This is a genomic window from Haloarcula sp. NS06, from assembly GCF_051122755.1.
Classification (GTDB): domain Archaea; phylum Halobacteriota; class Halobacteria; order Halobacteriales; family Haloarculaceae; genus Haloarcula.
The window spans coordinates 2,899,838-2,919,240 of the sequence record NZ_CP184844.1; the positions used below are offsets into that span (position 1 = coordinate 2,899,838).

At 48.6% G+C, this 19,403-nt stretch carries 13 protein-coding genes and 2 pseudogenes; 5 read left to right on the forward strand and 10 right to left on the reverse strand.

Going from position 1 to position 19,403, the window contains the following annotated elements:
• Window positions 1–266: 266 nt before the first annotated feature.
• The 5 genes and pseudogenes from ACODNH_RS18805 to ACODNH_RS18825 form a co-directional block, all read right to left on the reverse strand.
• Window positions 267–1,129: pseudogene (locus tag ACODNH_RS18805) on the reverse strand (IS1595 family transposase).
• 120 nt (window positions 1,130–1,249) lie between these two features.
• Window positions 1,250–3,166: a hypothetical protein gene (locus ACODNH_RS18810; RefSeq protein ID WP_434530798.1), complete on the reverse strand. Its 1,917-nt coding sequence runs from the start codon at window positions 3,164–3,166 to the stop codon at window positions 1,250–1,252.
• A gap of 410 nt (window positions 3,167–3,576) precedes the next feature.
• Window positions 3,577–4,581, reverse strand: a complete 1,005-nt coding sequence (locus tag ACODNH_RS18815) for a glycosyl hydrolase (RefSeq protein WP_434530799.1) — start codon at window positions 4,579–4,581, stop codon at window positions 3,577–3,579.
• 242 nt (window positions 4,582–4,823) lie between these two features.
• Window positions 4,824–6,203, reverse strand: a complete 1,380-nt coding sequence (locus ACODNH_RS18820) for a sulfatase-like hydrolase/transferase (protein ID WP_434530800.1) — start codon at window positions 6,201–6,203, stop codon at window positions 4,824–4,826.
• A 203-nt stretch (window positions 6,204–6,406) separates the two neighbouring features.
• A complete protein-coding gene (locus ACODNH_RS18825; RefSeq protein ID WP_434530801.1) occupies window positions 6,407–7,675 on the reverse strand; it encodes a sulfatase-like hydrolase/transferase in 1,269 nt (422 codons plus the stop codon).
• 896 nt (window positions 7,676–8,571) lie between these two features.
• Between ACODNH_RS18825 and ACODNH_RS18830 the strand changes: the two genes are divergently transcribed.
• The 5 genes and pseudogenes from ACODNH_RS18830 to ACODNH_RS18850 all read left to right on the forward strand — a co-directional run bounded on the left by ACODNH_RS18830 (window position 8,572) and on the right by ACODNH_RS18850 (window position 14,259).
• On the forward strand, window positions 8,572–8,874 hold the full coding sequence (locus ACODNH_RS18830) for an acyltransferase (RefSeq protein ID WP_434531453.1): 303 nt from the start codon (window positions 8,572–8,574) through the stop codon (window positions 8,872–8,874).
• Between the two features lie 330 nt (window positions 8,875–9,204).
• Window positions 9,205–10,425, forward strand: coding sequence for a lipopolysaccharide biosynthesis protein (locus tag ACODNH_RS18835; protein WP_434530802.1), 1,221 nt, complete (start codon window positions 9,205–9,207; stop codon window positions 10,423–10,425).
• Between the two features lie 229 nt (window positions 10,426–10,654).
• A pseudogene (locus tag ACODNH_RS18840) lies at window positions 10,655–10,762 on the forward strand (IS1595 family transposase); the annotation flags it as partial.
• 637 nt (window positions 10,763–11,399) lie between these two features.
• Window positions 11,400–12,635 (forward strand): protoporphyrinogen/coproporphyrinogen oxidase, encoded by a 1,236-nt coding sequence (locus ACODNH_RS18845; RefSeq protein ID WP_434530803.1) that lies wholly within the window; start codon window positions 11,400–11,402, stop codon window positions 12,633–12,635.
• Window positions 12,636–13,230: 595 nt separating this feature from the next.
• The gene (locus ACODNH_RS18850) at window positions 13,231–14,259 is read left to right on the forward strand and encodes an NAD-dependent epimerase/dehydratase family protein (protein ID WP_434530804.1); all 1,029 of its coding nucleotides are present in this window, start codon (window positions 13,231–13,233) and stop codon (window positions 14,257–14,259) included.
• 306 nt (window positions 14,260–14,565) lie between these two features.
• On the opposite strand, the gene ACODNH_RS18855 is transcribed toward ACODNH_RS18850, so the two are convergent.
• Genes ACODNH_RS18855 through ACODNH_RS18875 form a run of 5 tightly spaced genes read right to left on the reverse strand, consistent with a single transcriptional unit; the run spans window position 14,566 to window position 19,231 of the window.
• Window positions 14,566–15,267, reverse strand: coding sequence for a sulfatase-like hydrolase/transferase (locus ACODNH_RS18855; RefSeq protein ID WP_434530805.1), 702 nt, complete (start codon window positions 15,265–15,267; stop codon window positions 14,566–14,568).
• Window positions 15,156–15,917 (reverse strand): sulfatase-like hydrolase/transferase, encoded by a 762-nt coding sequence (locus ACODNH_RS18860; RefSeq protein WP_434530806.1) that lies wholly within the window; start codon window positions 15,915–15,917, stop codon window positions 15,156–15,158. The genes ACODNH_RS18855 and ACODNH_RS18860 overlap by 112 nt, the downstream gene beginning before the upstream one ends.
• Window positions 15,914–17,194 carry a glycosyltransferase family 4 protein gene (locus ACODNH_RS18865; RefSeq protein WP_434530807.1) on the reverse strand — a complete coding sequence of 427 codons (1,281 nt, stop codon included), beginning with the start codon at window positions 17,192–17,194 and terminating at the stop codon, window positions 15,914–15,916. Before ACODNH_RS18865 ends, ACODNH_RS18860 begins: the two co-directional genes overlap by 4 nt.
• Window position 17,195: 1 nt before the next feature.
• A complete protein-coding gene (locus ACODNH_RS18870; RefSeq protein WP_434530808.1) occupies window positions 17,196–18,215 on the reverse strand; it encodes an NAD-dependent epimerase/dehydratase family protein in 1,020 nt (339 codons plus the stop codon).
• Window positions 18,212–19,231, reverse strand: coding sequence for an NAD-dependent epimerase/dehydratase family protein (locus tag ACODNH_RS18875; RefSeq protein WP_434530809.1), 1,020 nt, complete (start codon window positions 19,229–19,231; stop codon window positions 18,212–18,214). The genes ACODNH_RS18870 and ACODNH_RS18875 overlap by 4 nt, the downstream gene beginning before the upstream one ends.
• Window positions 19,232–19,403: the final 172 nt, after the last annotated feature.

The window sequence follows — 19,403 nt, forward strand, 5'->3', positions numbered from 1 at the left end:
CCCTGCATGAAATTTCTGGTGCCTGAGAGGTCATAGAATGATTAACATGGTTTTCCGCCATCAGTTGTGAGGAGCGTTGCTGCTTTTGAATATCGGCATGATGTCGGTGCATCAGATGCCAGTTTTTCCGGAACTGCCACAGCATTTGAATTGTTCCATGACACCCTGGGTTGGATCTCAGTTCAATGGCTCGGACGAGACTGTCCGGGGCCAGACAGGACTGGGTACGATAGTAGGACGCTCATACGTAGGGAATCGGTGCAGCATCATAGCACAGTTCCGACAGTGGTTTTCACCGTTTCGTCTCTGAGTTTTTTTTTCGACCCGGTTCCGTAGTTGGTGCTCTCTGAGGTGGAATGTGAGTTTGTCTTTGGAGATGCTTCGATACGGCAAGAGCCATGCATCGCGCCAGCGATACGTAGTCCTCGCAAGTGTTGATGTGTACGTCGTAATCAGCGTTTTCACCCTCATCGTGGACCACATACTGCTGGTTGAACGCATCGACCTCATCGATGGCTCGTACGGCCGAAAGTCATCAGCGTAAACTATTACACACACCGACTGACGGTGTCCGAGCAGGAGTTGAATCATCGATTCCTTGCCACTTTTCGGAGTGAGCTTACGTCTCTGACGTACCACAGTCGGCGAGAGTGAACACCGGTCGCTTGTCCTTGTCGTGCTGTTCCATGCCTTGCATAGACAGGCCACGCGAGCGCGACGGTCGGTCGCGCTCGCGACTCTTCTTTCCTGCGTTGACGCACGGTTCGACGATTTTCACCAGTACTTTTGATGTGGCCAAGGCGCGTCCGGCACTTCCTGTGGGCCCCGGACGCATCGATATAAGATTCTATACGTGACAGGGGGTTCAGGATCCGGTTGGCCGGTGTGCGTGTAGGCGGTAAAATGATACTTACTAAACAGTCTCGCGGAATACCAGAAGACTGTGCCGTACCTGTCGTTGAATGTCCAGTCGCATCCTTACACAGATCTCGTCGAAACTCTCGATAGCAACTGTACTGAATCAATGATTTGGTACGGCAGCGTGGCAAGGGGCGTCGTGACGGGAGCGAACCTGTGCCGGCAGATTCACCATCTGACGTTCCACGATGAGGGTCTTGACTGGGAACATTGTTCCTCGGGTGGCGCGGCCGTGCCACCTATCCCGCTCTGTGACTTTCAGTCTCTACTCCGCCTTACTAACAATCCGCTACAAGAAGGTATATAGTCTAAAATCGTGCCAGTACCAACCTTATCGAGCGACAAAATACGAAGTGCTGTTTCGATCTGCCATCATACCGATTTCACCAGTCGTGTAGATCTTGTTTTCGCTGGTAGTGAGATCTTTCTGCCAATTCTCGGCGACAACCAGCGTTACCAAGGACCTGCGTTCCGGAATCAGGCGGATACTATGATCGACCCACCGTTGCCGATACATCAGCAACTCTTCATCAGATCTGATAGAACTATTTTCTATCACGAACGACTCAGATTCGGTACCGTATCTCATCAGGCCAATAGAAGTATGCCAGTCTGTGCTGACGCTGGCGTCGTTCCGTTGAATAAACCCGGACGAAAGCCGAAAGCTCTGCATTTCGGCGTGACTAAAATCCTTCTGTGGGTCGGGCGTTGTTTGTCTCTCCCAGAGGTCAGGACCGGACTGAAGCGCGTATAGGTCATCCGCTGCAACAGCTGCTCCTGCAGTCGATAGTAACACGAAGACGACAATCGCGGGTAATGCCCGTTTTATCTTCGAGTTGGTCAAAACTTGGTAGAGTCCAATCCCAAGAACGAACGCGACGAACAGGCTGAATGGCAGCTGTAACCTCGCACTCCCGTGTAAATCGATAGGCAATCGTAACATCAAAATAGAGCCAAAAAGGCCCACGACAATCGGTCCACCCGCGCGCCGGTATTCGCTCGATTTATCCAGTAAAATAGTCGCGCTGAAGGCAAGTGCGGCTACGAGCATGATGTTATACACTCCGCCGGGGCTGAGCAGGCTGATAAGTGCATCACTGACTGTAGTTTCAGGGATTTGGACCCCGAGCAATTCGAGTTTAGCACCGGCACCGGCATCGGTCGCGGCCTTACCACCGCTAATCACGTCAAAGAAAGCACTGATCAGGGTCTCATAGAATACATCCTGCCATAGCCAATAAATGATGCTACCAGCAGCCAATGATGCTATGGGAACCACCTGTGGCCGAACCGTACTACCAGATGTATATAAGTGGTTCAAAATAATTGGACAGATAGTCAATAAAAGAACCATCGGGACAAACAAAACCACGGTAAGGTGATGGGTAAACCACAGAGCCACAACGATCGGTGATGAGAGGATCAGCCCGGTTAGATACCGTCGTGGCCCTGCAGAGTTGTATTTGAATGCGACCAGAATAATAATAGAGATGAGCGCCACTGCCAACGATTGTGGATAGAAATACACGCTATATCGGTGTATTGGATCGAGCATGGTAACACCAAGAGCAATACAAACTGGTATGAGTTCGCTGTCGAACAGCATCTGAGCGAGCAGGTACACCGTGATAACGACAACGATATAAACACAAATTCCGATCAAAACCAGCGAGGAATATGGGGAAAAGTTAGTAAGGAGACTGACTGACCCGGCTAACGTCTGGAGCCCTGGAAAGAAGTGATAGAACGATGTTTCGGGGATCGTTCTCCAAGTGCCACTCGAGATAATGAGATCTGTATAATGAACGTGCTTCGGTATATCACCTCGCCCGAAATAAAAATCCGTAGACAGGAACTTAGTTACGAGATCCACCGAAAACAACGATAGTATCTGTGGCAAAACATACTTTGGTGATGGTTTCGCGTACAGTTGAATTATCAATAATGAGTAACCGACAGGGAGAATCATCACAAGAACAAACGTCCTGGCGATTGAGGCGTCCGCTCTGGAAAAAAGGCCGATTCCCGCGACAATCAGCACAGAAAAAAGCGCAATGAAGTGGACTGATAGGCGCAGCGACCGGCCGAACGATTTGAAACCAGTCGGTGAGCTTTTCGGCGCGATCGTGTTACCGGTGAAGCAGTAAATGATTAGCGCGATCAAGAGCCCAATAAACCCGTAGCCGCTTTTTATACCGATTATCGGATCAAAATTCACAAAGATGAGTAGCGATGCAACCAATGCCAACAGGAGTGAGACCGGAAGTAAGTAGGGGGTGAACTGTTGCCAGTATGTGACACTAGCTGAGACTGGTCTCATCATTTTCAATTGATATTTAACGACTGAACGTAACGGAGCAGGTATTATAATTATGTGTGTTTTTCGGGCTTTATTCTGCGAGGTCATTTCTATATTCCGTGATAATATAAATAAGCTACATATAGAACCGATTGACTCCCCTAAGGTTTCTATCGCAGTGCCGGTACGTGGTGCCTTCAATCTGTTTTTATTCGGGGTACCGCGGTAGCTGGCCGTACTGAACAGCTGCCTGAACCTAGTTGGGTAACCGAATCACGGTCCGAGCCAGCGGTACGACAGCTGTTTTTCGAAAGTCGTTAGATTGTTTCACAGGGCCCGATTGGTCGCACTGCTAGTACTCAACGGAATTGTGATCTGAACTCTTCAGAGGCATCTGGATTTGATGAGTACTGATCAGATACATGCAGTGAGTCCGGTCCGATATAATGGGGGCCAGCAGTGTAGCTCCAGAGATTGTGCCACCCGACAATGTCGGAGTTTGCCGACATCCATTCGGCGATATTTGCGATGAACTTTCTATTATCACCACCACCGGCGCCGTTCCAGTTACGAGCAGTTATACCGTACTCAGGGAATACGAGCGTTTTTTCATGTCGTCTCGAAAATTCTGCCCAAAAGTCTAAACCAAACTCCTCATTAACGGTTTTTTTCCAGTTTTGCTCACGACAATACTTGATCGACCTGTTGCCGCATTGACTCTGATATATTTCTCCTGCATCGTACACCGTAGGACCAATCATATCTACCCACTCATCTCCCGGATAGGCAGTCGTCGGGTCCATGTCCTCTCGGCCGTTACTTGGAGCCCATATGTAACTGAAGTTTGAGCCTCCAACGGAATTCATTGCACTGACCGTCTGTTTCCAGGCCTCGATGAACATATCGGGTCGTCCGACTGCACCGTCTGACGACCAATGGCCGTTGAATTCGTGACCAATCCGGATAGTTGCATCCGCCATCCCGTTGTGGGTCAAGCTACTGCCGAAGTTTCGGTGTTGTTCGGTGTGCTCTCCCCCCGCAACAGCTGACAGTGTCGAATCGGACGGGGGGAACATTTTTGCGGTCACGATAATGTCTCGCTGGTCTGCAATCGGCTCTATAGGAATCTCAAACGGCATGTTCTTTATGCGATAATCGTCCCAACCATCTCTCGGAACGCTGAACGAGTAGTGGTCAACGGTCCGTCCGAACCACTCTTCCCAGGGCTTTAGAGCGGATTCGTCGCCGAGGTATATCCCAACCCCAATATTGTCTCCTACCGATTTCTCTTCGGCAGGTGTTTCGGACGGGTCTGAGGCGAGTGAACGGCAACCAGACAATAGACCCGATCCGAGGACCGTCACAGCCGACAGCCCCTTTATAAATCGTCTCCGGTGCTGTCCATTTGTGTGCAGCGGTTCGCTATTGTTCGTTTGTGGGTCATTCTGGTAGGTCATCTTGTCAAAATATTACATTGTAACAATGGTACGCATTCGAGCGGAAAACTTGCAGTGTCTACTCGCGTTGGGGTTATTCAATTTTGTCCTCGCTATAACTCCGAGGCGCATTAACACGGTTATTTCAAGATTACCTCTCCCACGCCGGGTCATTTGTATCCGAGATTCTCCAGTTGGGTTTGCACTTGATTACTCACTTCTCGAACTTTGTCTCCCTCTGGCCACGGTGGGAGTTGCTGTGTCAGTTCGGACTCAACACCGTCCGGTAATTGAACCGTGGTTTCGCTCGGAATCTCGAATCCGAGAGTTGTGTCATCACCATTTGATCGGATCATCTTGTAATCTGAGTCGTAGATAGCTTTTTTTTCGTATCCATATCTCGACCCTTCAGTCAACAACATCCGTTGGGCAGGGAAGGGGTCACTATGTGAGTGCCCAGTGACCCCATCTGGAATATCAATAGACTTGTCTGAGAGTAATGTGGGGAAAATGTCGATAGTGGAACAGTCTTCGCTGGAGAATTCTGTATTTTTGTATAGGATTGGTACTCTGGAGATCGATTCATAAGGCGTCCCCCCGTGACCAACAGAGTACGCTGGCCGAGAGTCGTAGAAATTCGCAGAGTCGAGTTCCGGATGTTCCCACAGAGCTTCTCCATGGTCACTGGTAACGATGACAGTCGGATCAGTGTGCAACTTCCCACCAAGACGTCCGATTAGCTTCGAGATCTGAGAATCCACGTAGTTGACCGATGCTCGGTACAGGCGTTTTTTATGCTCCTGAAAGTACTCAGCGCCTTTCCCGTCCCAGTTGTCTGCGTAATCTCCCCATTTGGTTATTCCGTCCAAGTCGTCGTCGACCCGATACTCCCGCCAGTATTTTTCAGGGGGATCCGTGGGCTGGTGAGGATCAGCCAGATGGATATACGAGAACGTACTGTTGGTGATGTTGTTGTCTAACCACGTCTCATAGTTCGTCAGGATACGTTCTGCACCGGCGTCGTTGTACAGTTTGTGGGTTTCAAACCGCCCACTCGCTGCGAGAAACGGCATGAGGAAACCGAACGCTCCATATGTATTGTACCCTACACTAGCGAAGTGTTCAGGTAGAGTATGCTCCGTCGATTTTGGCGGAAGATAGATTTCATCTACCCCAACGTTGTCAGGGTCGTCATTCTGTCGAATCGCACCGTGCTGATGAGGATATAATCCGGTTAGTATCGAACTGACGGACGGATACGTCCACGGCGAAGGGGCTACAGCAGTAGTTTTGTCGAATTCGTTTAGCAGGGGTGTATCATGGGCGTTTATTACATCGCACCGGAGTGAATCAACTACTATCAGAATGATGTGGTCGTCACCAGCGGTGTGTGTTCTGTGGGTAGGAAGATTCCTATTGCTATACTCGTAGTCCGCCCTTTTTTCATGGAAGAGGTTATTCGGTACTATTTTGCCTAAAAACCTGTTTAGAAAGTTGCTTGCCCCGAGTTGGGAGTAGATTCCGAGTCCCTTTCTCACGGTCTCTTTCATAGGATTGTTTTATATTGTGCCCAGCAGTACTTAGAGCCTCGGGATATGACAATACAATATTATTTCAGTTTTGATATTATTTCCGGGCAGAAGGGCCGGTATCTCCCAGTCAATACACTGTCTCAGTCAGCCAGTAGGCGGATTTCAGCGCGGATCCGTTCGATTTTCGTGATGAATGCTACACACGTTGAGAGCCTGTCGAATCATCGGTATCCGAGTTCTTTAAGCCGCTTTTCCACTGCATCCGTCGCGTTTGCCCGGTTGGTGAATATATCACTCATAAGATTCTTTTTCTGTTTATGCCGCTCCAGCTTTCTCGACACAGCTTGCCGACTGGAATTTGAGTGATCTAGTATCGGTTGCTGCTCCGTTGGATCCGCTTCCAGATCGTAGAATTCGGTATCTATCTTGTTTCCATCCATGTCATAGGCTTCTATCAGTTTTGCACTTGAGGTTCGCAATCCGACATACACCCGTTCCTGGCCGTGAGAGTGATTTAGTATAATGCTCTCTCGTGGTTCACCATCGTAGGGTTCGCCGGTCCAACTATCGGGGATAGCTACGTTTACCCATTCAGCGATCGTTGGGGCGACATCGAGTTGTCTGATGGGGGACTCATCCATGCTAATGTCCGGATGCCGTACGAATAACGGGACTCGAACACACTCTTCGTATAGCCGAGCGTGACCGATATTTCCGTGATGAAGTTCCTCCCCGTGATCAGCCATCACAACAATGATCGAATCCTCCGGGAGAAATTGTATAACTTCTTGGATCCGCTCGTCAAGACGGTTGACACACTCCCAGTAGAGATCTCGGATCGTGTCGAGTACGCTATCAGGCGCGTCCATTCCGTATCGGGAGTACTGGACGAGTGAATAGTAATTCTTCAACAGTCCAGTTGTAACGCCACGCCGAAGTCCCGGATAGTATGGTGCATGGATATCCATGAGATGCATCCATAAGAACCGAGGTGAATCGGTTCCGTCAAGCCAGCGTCGCGCACGGGTAGCCACCTCCGGTGCAGTCACTCTGGATTCTAGTTTGAGGAAGTTCCGAATTCGATCAAACTCAGAGTATTCTGAACGGTTTGCGCCCTCGTTTTGATTACGCATTCCATCATTCCAGAACTCGTCGAAATGACTGGCCCACTTTCCGAGGAAAGGGTTCGAAGCTAGAAAGGCACCAGTTTTGTACCCTCTTCGAGACAGCAGTTTCGGTAACGACATAACGCTATCACCGACCAAATTCGGGTCTTCGGTTCGGTAAACCTCGTGGGAGTATTGTGACGCGAGTATCGCTGGGAACACCCCGTTTGTCGCGGCGGCTTGGCAGATGGCCTCATGTTTCTGGAAATCGGAGGTTAGCTCTTGAAAATGTGGCATCTCCGAGGGGGCATCGTATCGCCAACAGTCAATGGTTAACAAGACTACGTCTCGTTTCTCGGACCGGCCCGTTTCGGTAGCGCTCATCTGTGTCTATCTTCTAATCTAAATTAGATAGAATCTGATATTATTATTTGCACCATATAGGATACAAGAGGTGCTAGAGGAGAAGGTAGAGACTACATTACCACCGAGACTGTGTTCTGATAGCGGGGTCAATTCGTCTCTCTGCAAGGCCGCGCAGCAGTGTTATCAAGATCTTGTCATGGCGTATGAGCCTTACAGTTCGTGGCTACATTCAATAAATAGTCAATACCCTACAAGGGTTGTTAGTTAGAACGTGTACCTGCTGCAAATGTCTCTAACAGGTAGTGGCGGGCAGCAGTTGCTCGCCGCTGACAACGACAACTCCGATGTCACTCAGCGGGGAGGAACTACTCCTAATGTCTCATTAGGGCAAGAAAGGGATCAGAACGGATTAGCTGACGTCGTTTCATGAGTTACTGATAATAAAAACGACTACCGATAGATACCACCACTGAGCTGGAGTCAGTTAGTGTCACCCGCTCATATGGCAGAGCACACAGTCCACGGCAATAGTATCAAAACGAGTTGCCCAGTAACCGCCAAAATCCCTTGGTTCTTGTCGTTCACGGCGTGGTAGACTCCTAATATTAACACACCCAGAGCGCAAAAGTCAAACCAATTATATGAGTTTTCTCGAAATACTGAGACAGAAGGGACTCGTTACGACCGCTGGAATCTGTAAATCATACATTTTCGAGGTACTGTACAAATACTATCTCAATCGGCGAAAGAATGTGTCCGTACATGATTCAGCGGATATCCACCCGAACAGCAGATTTGGGGCTGATGGTTCAATAGTAATCAGGTCGGGTTGTCGCATCCGGAGACGTGCAGTCATTTCTCCGTCGGGAGGGAGCATCGAGATTGGTGAAAACTCGCTCGTAAACGCTTTTACTATGCTGCTTGGGCACGGATCAATCCGAATCGGTACAGACGTTTTGATTGGCCCACACACAGTGCTTGCAGCGGCCAATCATACATTTAGCGACCCTAAAGCCCCCATTATTCAACAGGAGATATCAAAAGAGGGTATCAAGATCAATGACGACGTATGGGTCGGTGCGAACTGCACAATCCTAGACGGAGTTACTCTTGGTGAAGGTAGTGTCGTCGCTGCTGGGAGTGTCGTGACTGAACCAGTCCCAGAGAACGCTGTCGTTGCTGGGGTCCCTGCCAAGCAAATTGGGACAAGGAATTGAGTGTCGGTGCCAGATCGGCGTTCAGTTGTGTGTTATGTGTGAAAAAATATAAATCGAATGGATATATCAATTAATATACTAGCAAAGGATGGCATGGATAGATCTGAGTAATATTTCCGATTCCGTTGGTCAATTTTTGAAAGATGTAAGTGCGTACTCCATCGCGGGGTTTATTCCGGCGGTTTTGAACATAGCAGCGCTAACGATTTTTACCCGTATATTCTCGCCAGCCGCGTTCGGTCGTCATTCGATCGCAATCGCGTTGGGGGGATCGGAAGTACGCTACTATATGGATGGTTAAACAAGTCGATAATTCGATTCGCGCCCGAGATGGATGAGAGAAGAGTCATCGGTACCGTATATGCCGTTGTCATGGGGATCAATATCGTCTTGATCACCATCGGTGGGAGCCTCTATCTCTTCGCCGGGAGTTCACTGGATGAGTACCAACCCTTCTACGTCGCGACGTTGGCGTTTCTGATGATCCAAGGAGCATTTCGGCCTATGATCGCACTGCTCAGAGCGACGCTGAAGTCCAAAGTAGTGACCCTTTTTATGATGGTTAGAGCAGTTTCCATGCTCGTACTCTCCGTTCTAATCGTACTATTTGTATACGATCATATCGCCGGATGGATCTGGGGCCGCATTATCGGGATCAGTATCGGTATTTTGCTAATTGTTGCGGTTTCGGATGCACTCAGAGTGATGCCACGGATTGACCGGGGTACGCTGATAAAGATATCGGGGTACGGACTTCCGATGGTAGGTTGGATAATGGGGGACCCGTTGTTGAACCAGGCAGATCGATTTTTGATTGAAGTACTCAGAGACAGCGCTACGGTCGGAATTTATGCTTCGAATTACAGTCTCGCCGATCGTGGAATGCGACTCGTGATGATACCGTTGCTTGATGCCATTCAACCAATAGTTATCAACAAGTGGAACGGTGATAACGTCAAGGAGATTGAGGGGTTATTACGTCAATTTACCAGATATTTTTTAATACTCTCTGTTCCCGCACTGGTCCTGTTGGGAGCACTTAGTAGACCGCTGAGTGAGGTCTTTCTTGGCCAAGAGTTCCATGAGGGATTTATAGTAATACCAGTCGTAGGTGCGGGTGTTCTTATGTGGTCGTTTTCAAATATCGGCCAGATAGGGTTAGAGATTCAGGAGCGGACCGCTCTGATGTCTCGAGGACTGCTCCTGTGTGTGGTATTCAACGTCGTTGCCAACGTTCCGCTCATCATAGCGTACGGATATGTAGGTGCAGCAGTCGGGACGTTCCTCAGTTACGGTGCGTACAGCGTGTTCGTGTTCTGGTCGTCCCGTGAGCGTATAGAATGGGACTTGCCAGTCCGAACAATCTGGAGTGTCTTCTTAGCGGGCAGCGCCATGGCAGCCATCCCATTATTTCTGTACGTTACCAATCGGTATACAATGATACGTCTGTTGTTATTATCTTTTTTCCTACCATTCATATACTTCCTCGTGTTATATCAGATCGGCGAGATTACAAGGGACAATATTGCACAGATCAGGGAATTCGTATGAGCCCTCAGTAGTCGTTTTTGCCCTGTGCTGGCGAGTAACGAGAGGTTCACCGATACGATGCGGTGTTTGAGACGTGGCTCTGGGCCGAACCCGCTGAGATCACGATTACTAACTCGACTATACAAAATCGACGAAGTGTACGTCTCTGCTGGCCTCAAAGGCAGCAAGCGCGACTCATAGTTGCGTTCGCGTATCTATCCGGGTATGCCGAGAATTAGACAGCGGCGACAAACCGCCGGTGTTCACGCTGTTCGGTTGTGGCTCGGACGATCGATACGTCACGCCAGCGAAATCAGCAGACGAATCAATCACCCGACTCCCGCTGGTTAACCACGAATAGGAGTCATTGTTCGCCCATACCGGCAGATTTCGCTCCTACGACACGCTAAATGAAGACGATATGTTTGAGCCCGATACATCGTTCACAGCAACCGAACAGACGCTGACGACAATTACACCATCTAGAGCCAGCAAAAAGTTTCAAGAGACAAGCTACAGTCGTACCTCAGAAGCTTTCAGTTCTCCCGCAAACCTACGAAAACCAAGCGACAAAGCACTCAAACAGTCTCTTGGCGCTGCCCCCTAAAAATTGAAAACGTACTTCACAAGAGCGTTGTTCTAAATTTGGCCACAAGGTGTATTTCGTGGCAATTCCTGAAAGTATGCCTTCAAAATGCACTTGCTGGAGCAGTATAACACTGCATACGTTTACATTTTATATCTTGTACTTATACGGTTATGAAGTTGCATAATATATCTTACCATGGGGTACTGTTTTATCATATGACTCTCCATCTGCTCGAGGAGGTCAGGCAGTCCGAGGTCGTGCAGGCAGATCAGTTTTAATAGTACCTCTACGAACCCCACACTCAGCCGAAATATTTTATTATAATCTAACCACTTACTCCAGTATCAAATTTCACTCGAGTGGTAGGAGGCTGATAATTTTATAGGACTACAGCAATTTTCTCATAATGACCGACGTAACGGTTATTGGTGGTGGTGTGGCAGGATGTTCACTTAGTTATCTCCTTGAGCAAGAGGGATTCGACGTAACAATTGTTGAGAAAGATGCCATCGGTGGTCTCCTTCGGGAGATCGAGTTCGAAACAGGTTATCATTGTGATTCGGCACCTCATCTATTGTTCTTTGATGAGGATGAAGAGGCAGTGGTCGGCGAACTCTTCTCAGAATTCACGCATCTTGAGCCTCACGAGTTCTACGCTGCAACGTATCCACGTGGAACGCTTTCCGACCCACATCACTATCCAGTGAGCAAGCAAAATATCGACGAATGGGATGATGCAGATTCTATTCGCAAAGAGCTAGCAGACGTTCCTGGGAAGACTGACGCTGAGTACTTTGCACAGTATATGAAAAATCAGGTTGGGGAGACATTATATAATAGATATAACAAGAACTATACTGAGAAGCACTGGGGGATAGATCCAAAACGGATCACCGGTGACTGGTTCGATTTCAAAATAAGTTTTCCCGAGGAGGAGCAGGAGTTTTTCGGCGACGGTGCGTACTATCCTGAGGACAAGTATACCGATATTCTCCAGTCAATGGTTGCTGACTGTGAAATTGTGTTCAACGGTGTCTCAGGTTTAGAGACAAACGGAAACCAAGTCACGGCAATCAAAACAGAGGATGGTCAGAGGATTGAAAGTGACCTTTTTGTCAGTACCATCGACCCCAGCATTCTAATCGATACGTCAGAGTCACTCAATTACCGAAGCATGGTGATACTTGGAACACATCTGAAAGCTCATGATCGGCTATTTCCTGATCATGTCGATTGGGGATACTTCCCGAACCACTATGACTTTACTCGCATCACCGACTACGACTTTATTCCACAGTCTACGCCTAACGGGGAGTATATTCTAACCACAGAATTCCCTTGTTTCATTGGCGATGATATCTGGGCGAACTCCGAGGAGTGGTACAGTGAATATTTGATGGACTTTTTACATGATCAAGGTATTAACGCGGAGTTACTCGATGCCCAAGTCAGGCGCGCACCGCGTGCGTATCCACTCCCGGTCGCCGAGGAGATTGATACGTTCGAAGATATCAATAATCAACTCAATGCCTACGAGAATATGTTCAACCTTGGTCGGGTGAGCACCTATGAATACATCTGGATTAAAGATATTGTCCAGCAAGCATACAAAGCTCGGAATGACATCCTTGAGTACGTCTAATGTTCTTAATCTGAAAGCGTACCATATTGTTTGGAGGGGCCGCTATCAATCCAATGTAACAGTTACCGAACTACAGTTATCCGTACCAATGACAGCTCTGAATATTCAATTGGCTGACTAGATTCAGTACCCATGGTAGTTGGCTTGACGTGAGTTACATGCTCTGTCGCGAGGAGTTGTCGATAGCGGTTGGACAATGCCGATAGGGGAGCTGTCGCTGTCGGCACGGTTACCGACAGCGATAGCGAGGCCACTCGCAAGGCGGCATCCCTGTCAATGACTGCCGGTAGAACCGGTCGTCAAATGGGCGATTCGCAGGGACAGCCCGATACACCGCAAAAACCGTCCGCTAGGCACACCATCCCGATGAACTCTCTGAGCGACTACAGTCAGTCGTGGCCACATCTTCAGCAAACAAACTTCTCAACTAACCGGCTGTGTGGAATTCTGGAATGCATTTTGTTAAACACTATATAAAATGTCCGCTCAGTTCAGGACTGTCTTGAGGTAGAATGCGATTCCTAACTGTCCGCTCTAAATGATAGTCTGTTTATAATTAATTCCGTTACGTGATTACTTATTACTAGGTAGACGTATGACTGACAGGCACTCCGAAACGGCCGACGAAGTGTTTATAACTGGGATAGCAGGGTTCTTGGGAAGTCATCTTGCTGATGAATTCTTGAGACAAGGGTACGATGTTGCTGGGAATGATAACTTTGTCGGGGGATATGAGGCAAACATCCCGGCAGATGCCGAGTTCCACGAAGTAGACTGTAAGGACATTTCGAGCATGAAGTCAGCAATGGAAGGTGCTGATATTGTGTATCACACCGCAGCGCTCGCATATGAAGGACTCAGCGTATTCTCCCCCAGTCGTATCAATCAGAGCATATACCAAGCGACGACTGCGACACTCACCGCAGCCGCGGACGTTGGTATCGACCGTTTCGTCTATTGTTCCAGTATGTCGCGGTATGGAGAGAACGATATGCCGTTTACTGAGGACATGGAGCCACAACCTCAGGACCCATATGCCGTAAGCAAGGTAGCTGCAGAAGAGATGGTTGAGCTGATGGCTGATATCTACGGGTTCGACTATGTTATTGCTGTACCACATAATATTATCGGGCCACGACAACGGTATGACGACCCATTCAGAAATGTCGCTGCAATTTTTATAAACAGGATGCTACAGGACAAGCAGCCAATCATTTACGGCGACGGCGAACAGAAGCGCTGTTTCACTTTCATCCAAGACGATGTGCGACCGCTACAGAAACTCGCCCACTACGATAATGTTACTGGCGAGGTCATCAATATCGGTCCCGATGATGAGTTTATAACCATCAATCACCTTGCTGAAACAATTGCCGATATTCTCGAGTTCGATCTTGATCCCATTTATAAGCCAGATCGGCCACAAGAGGTTAAACTGGCAAACTGCTCGGCTGATAAGGCACGCAATATGATCGATTACGAGGCAGAATATACCCTCCGTGACGGTCTACAGGAGATGGCGGCTTGGATCGAGGAGCGTGGTGCGAAGGAGTTTGAATACCATCTTGAGTGTGAGATTGTCAACGAACAAACTCCCGAAACGTGGACAAATGAGTTGATTTAGGTCACTTAGACAGCGTGTCGTAGAATCCGTCTCACACCCTATGGATGGCTCTCTTGACGACTCCATCTCACGTATGGCAGAGAAAAATCGGATTTTATGTTCAATTCAGGCGAGAGTACATGAGCTATTCTAGCAGAGAACTGTTGTGCGATGTATTTTGCCCAAATGAACTTTTTCGTTTTCAAGGGATCCTTGAGAGAGGTTCATGTCGGATTGATACTCTACTATCACTAATAGAGGTGGTCACTTGTCATACGGAAAGTGTGGGACCTCCTGATGTGACAGAGTGACTAAGCGGGAACACAGCTACCGATAGCCAAGGTCCTCAAGTCTAGATTCCACATCCCGTTCCAAATGTGGCTCGTTACTTGATCCGACATCTGATTCGATACAGTCTACCCGCCGTTCCGCAGCCGTTTTGATATCAGCTACTGCCTCCTTTTCGGCCTGCGTCATAGACTGTATCTCGTGCCCGGTCTGTATCTCAGTGAGGCGGGCCTCATCCCGTAACTCGTCTATTTCGTAGAGCCAATCTTCAGACCGTACGCCAACAATCGGGTTCCCTTCAACCTCATGTTCAGAAACAATATAGTCTCTGGTCGTTGACGTGACTGTTTGTCCTTCATACTCGTTTGGGATACCTATATCGGTCGCTTGGTGGAACATCGGCGGGAGGTCGAGCAGACTTACTAAGTCATCGGTTGCATTGCTGATTTCTGCCGGCCCGTTTACCACGACGAGTGGAACTTGGATTAATTCATCATACATCCGCTCCGGCTTCCCATATTGGCCATGTTCACCGAACAATTCGCCATGGTCCGAGGTTAGGACTATTAGTGTATTTGCTAGTTGGCCAGTTGACTCAAGTGATTTAATAAGTCGGTTAATTTGGCCATCTACGTAGACGATAGCTGCTCTGTACAGATTACGCATCTTCCCGATCTCTTCATTGGTAAGGGTTGTGGAGTCATCAAGCAGCATCGAGTACAGTTCAGAGACAGTTTCCATGTCGACGTGTTCGACGCCGAAAGACTCTCTATATTCTTTTGGGGGAAGCAGGGATGGTGTACATCCATATAATGGGCCCAACAGAAGAACGGGCGGTCCGCGTCTCGTAGCCAACTAATTGTATCGTCCGTTATTACTTCAGCGCTGACATACGGTCGTGATTTCCCACTGATGTGACGGTACGCCGATTTTATTATTCCTGTTAAATTTATTAAGTTATCGATACGTTCAAACTTTGGATTGTTTATTTCGATTCCACGAGGGAATATCCTCGTCGCAATGCCCATCATCGGGTTCTGGTAATCTTTAAATTCATCAAACCCGACGTCGTATTCAAAATGACTCGACAGGAAGGGGTTGCTGTGGAACCCCGCTGTTGAGAAGCCTCGATTCCGCAGTTCAACAGCAACTCGAGGCCTCTCTTCTATCAAAGGACCGAGGCCGTCATAAGATAGCGGGAGCGTCCCAGTTAATATCCCAGGGAATGACGGTGATGTACCCGGCCCAGTTGCGAACGCTTTCTCGAAGCTGACACCAGCTTGTTCCAGTTTTGGACCTGCGACGAGTGAAGACTGAATCTGATCCCAAGTGTCGTACCGGAGTGAATCGTATGTGATTAGTAGTACGTTATCGACGGTATCATCAGTCATAGTCGAGACTTCCTCCCTATCTTTTGTTCGACCTGAGACGTACCCGTGAGCATATCATAGTAGTTGTCGATGGCAGTTTCCTTGACGAAGTTTGCTTCAAAAGCTCTTCTAGCGTTTTGACCTTGCCTTTCAACACACTCCGGGTTATTTTGCCAGCATTCTATAGCGTCTGCAGCTGCCTCAGCGTCTCCCTGCTCAACATTAACGCCTGCATCGAACTGGTCAACAATTTGTGCTTCGTCATCGTTGGGCTGAGAAATCACAAGTACCGGCTGTCCAGCAGCCATCGCAGTGTACAATTTGCTTGAGACAACAATACCTTCGAATCCTTCCTTTACCGCTACAACCGAAGCATCGGCGGCAGTAAGACTGTAAGGCAGGTCTTCCCATGGCTGATATGGTAGGAAACGAACGGTATCGCCGTGGACATCTAACTCCTCCGCTAACTCAGTGATTCGGTCCTTGTTGTCGCCTTCGCCGATGATCAAGAACTGGATATCAGCATCATCCAATTTTGCTGCTGCTTTGACTAGTGTTTCCAGGTCGTGAAACGTTGCAATGTTCCCAGAATAAAGGACTGTAAACGTATCTTCAAGGTCATGTTCTTTGCTGAACCAGTTGTCGGATTTTTCCATCGGTGTAATAAAATCTTCATCTTCCCAGTTGTGTATAATCTTGACTTTGGTCGTGTCGAATGATGCACCCGCCTTCGCGGTGATGCGTTGTTTCATTACCGGACCGAGTGCAACAACGTGTTTTGCATCTTGGAAAGCGGTTCTGTCAAAAAACTCCCAAACTTGATGGACAAACCCACCCCTTTGTAAATATCCAAGCTCGACAGGTTCGTCAGGGTATAGGTCATATGCGATGTACGTGTACTCCCACCCTCGGACAGTACAGACAAGCCACATTGCAGCAGACATGAACGGCGGACAGGTAACAAATATCAGCTCCCGTTCACCTTCAACCCGTTCAATAAGTAGCAGGACTGTCATCCAAGCCGTAAACAGTGTCCAATTCATAAGCCGGCGCAGTAGTGAGGACTGTCGGACTTGTGGAGCCCTGATACGACGAACGGAAACGCCCTCGTAAGTTGAATAAGTTGGCTGCTGTTCGTTATCACCACTGTGGTAGTTCGGTTGACCCGTGTATACTGTCAGGTTTAGGTCACGTTCACGTAACCCGACAGCCAGATCCGTCATCAGTTGGCCGGTTGACGCTGTATCTGGGTGGAAGTACTCGGTAACCAGTAGGTACTCCTTATTATCCCCGGACATATTACCGTTCGTGGAGAAGCGTTTCTAGATTTGATTTTACGTAGTCACGGTCCCTATTATTCAGATACCAGTCTAACGTGTTTTCAAGCCCCTCTTCGAGCGTGTACTCTGGCTCCCAATTGAGGCGATTTTCAGCACGGGTTGTGTCTGCAGCCCTGTGTCGAACTCCAACTGGCTTGTCAGTCATATACTCTACTTCGCTTGGTTCCCAATCGAGATGCTCAAATATTGAATCGACAACCTCATTGATAGAGACATAACGCCTAATACCAGCGTTAACCGGCGTTGCATCAGTAATATTTTCAGCCGCAAGCCGGAGTGCCCGAGTTATATCTCTCACATACGTGAAGTTGCGAGTTTGTTCACCGTCGCCCCAGATTTGAAACGGATCCTGCTTTGCGTACGCCTTTGCCATTAGCGCGATTATCGCATGTGTTTCATTTTCGCGCGGCCCATAAGCGGTAAAGATACGGACGATACTCGCATCAATATCGTACTGCTCGTGGTACGCCTGTAACGAACGTTCACCCATGAGCTTAGCCCACCCATACACCTCATCGGCGTATGCACCACCTCGCTCATCGAAGCTTACCATATCTTCTTGCAGTCGTTGACGGTCTTGTTGGATGTCAGTCGGATACGTACACGCACTAGAGGCGAACGTGATTCGCTTAACATCGTTCTTTGCCGCAGATTCGTAGACGATATTATCTAGAGACATATTTGTTGCACAGTTAGCGGGATAATTAGAGATGTACCCACGACCACCGTGATCCGCAGCAAGGTGGAAGACAGTATCAATGCCGCTTGTAACTTCAAGGGCGAACTCCGTGTTTTTCAAATCCCCTTCAGCCACCTCTATTTGATTCCTTACCGCCCTGAGGTTTTCTTTCTCACCGCTAGAAAAGTCGTCGGCGACCCGAACGGCTGCCCCCTCTCCGACGAGATCTTCGACCAGATGGCTCCCGATAAATGATGCCCCACCAGTCACTAGTACGCGTTCATCCCCCCAGTCGATCATAGCTGGCCCCCTTCGGCTTGAATCGGCGATTGATGTGCATCTAGTTCTACCTCGGCCCATCTGTAGACCCGCTTGAGTCCATCTTTGAGCCCTACTGATGGCTCCCAGTCAAGCTCAGATTCCATTTTTGTCATATCGCAGGCGTACTTGTCGGTCCCGGTTGGCTTCGAGCGATCGTATTTCAGCGAGAGGTCCTTCCCACTAATTTCAATGATCATCCCAGCAAGGTCCTCAATAGTAGTTACTTCTGTAGAGTTCCCGAGGTTAATCGGATTTCCGTCAGCTTTCTTAGATAGCGCCTTAATCATCCCGTCAACAAGGTCAGTTACGTATATGAACCCTCGTTGCTGGGATCCATCTCCGAAGAGTTCAATCGCATCGCCGTCAGATGCCTCAATGACCTTCCGACAGAGAGACGGAATCACGTGACTGCTCTCTGGGTCCAAGCTCTCACGAGGACCGTAGCAATTGAAAATTCGGACGCTACTTGTTTGTATGTCTGTATCTGTGTGGTATGCGCTACAAGCTATTTCGCCAAGGAGTTTGGCCCATCCGTAAGTGCTGTGTGGATTAGCTGGGATCGCTTGATCTTCAGAGAAAAGATTCAAATCATCATGTTGCTGTCTGTACACGCATGCGCTCGATGCAAACAGGAAGCGGTCAACATCGTTGATTCGCGCGGCCTCAAGCATAAACTGGTTCATCAAAACGCTGGGGGTGAGTCCTCCGACGTTCTCTTTTTTTATGTAATGAATTCCACCCACGCTTGCGGCTAAGTGAAAAACGTAATCAATCCCTTCAGTTGCCTCAATGCATCCCTTCTGCGTCGTAAGGTCAACGGGTAGTATCTCGATACTATCTTGGACTGAATCCAATTTCGATACCTCGCCACGCGAAAAGTTATCAGCTACTCTGACGTTGGCTTCAAGTGAAACCAATTTTTCGGTCAGAAAGGAGCCGATGAACCCAGAGCCACCCGTAACGAGTACGTTGCTGCCTGAGAGGTTGACAGACATGAGTCACACTAAGATTTATCTTGTACGTACATTGTTATGCAAGGTTTACTGACACCCATTGGTATTGAGCAATCCTGTCAGCTACCCCGCTCGCGCTGAGGCACTCGCTGAGAACGGGCTTCCTATTTCCACAACGCAGTTGCCGCAGGAGTGAATACACCCAGTCTGCTCC

What these genes read in the sequence shown, in the direction of transcription:
- ACODNH_RS18855 (WP_434530805.1), bottom strand. Translation starts at nt 15,267, where the DNA reads ATGGAAACTGTCTCTGAACTGTACTCGATGCTGCTTGATGACTCCACA.
- ACODNH_RS18835 (WP_434530802.1), top strand. Translation starts at nt 9,205, where the DNA reads ATGGATGAGAGAAGAGTCATCGGTACCGTATATGCCGTTGTCATGGGG.
- ACODNH_RS18875 (WP_434530809.1), bottom strand. Translation starts at nt 19,231, where the DNA reads ATGTCTGTCAACCTCTCAGGCAGCAACGTACTCGTTACGGGTGGCTCT.
- ACODNH_RS18865 (WP_434530807.1), bottom strand. Translation starts at nt 17,194, where the DNA reads ATGTCCGGGGATAATAAGGAGTACCTACTGGTTACCGAGTACTTCCAC.
- ACODNH_RS18850 (WP_434530804.1), top strand. Translation starts at nt 13,231, where the DNA reads ATGACTGACAGGCACTCCGAAACGGCCGACGAAGTGTTTATAACTGGG.
- ACODNH_RS18845 (WP_434530803.1), top strand. Translation starts at nt 11,400, where the DNA reads ATGACCGACGTAACGGTTATTGGTGGTGGTGTGGCAGGATGTTCACTT.
- ACODNH_RS18825 (WP_434530801.1), bottom strand. Translation starts at nt 7,675, where the DNA reads ATGAGCGCTACCGAAACGGGCCGGTCCGAGAAACGAGACGTAGTCTTG.
- ACODNH_RS18820 (WP_434530800.1), bottom strand. Translation starts at nt 6,203, where the DNA reads ATGAAAGAGACCGTGAGAAAGGGACTCGGAATCTACTCCCAACTCGGG.
- ACODNH_RS18860 (WP_434530806.1), bottom strand. Translation starts at nt 15,917, where the DNA reads ATGACTGATGATACCGTCGATAACGTACTACTAATCACATACGATTCA.
- ACODNH_RS18870 (WP_434530808.1), bottom strand. Translation starts at nt 18,215, where the DNA reads ATGATCGACTGGGGGGATGAACGCGTACTAGTGACTGGTGGGGCATCA.
- ACODNH_RS18830 (WP_434531453.1), top strand. Translation starts at nt 8,572, where the DNA reads ATGCTGCTTGGGCACGGATCAATCCGAATCGGTACAGACGTTTTGATT.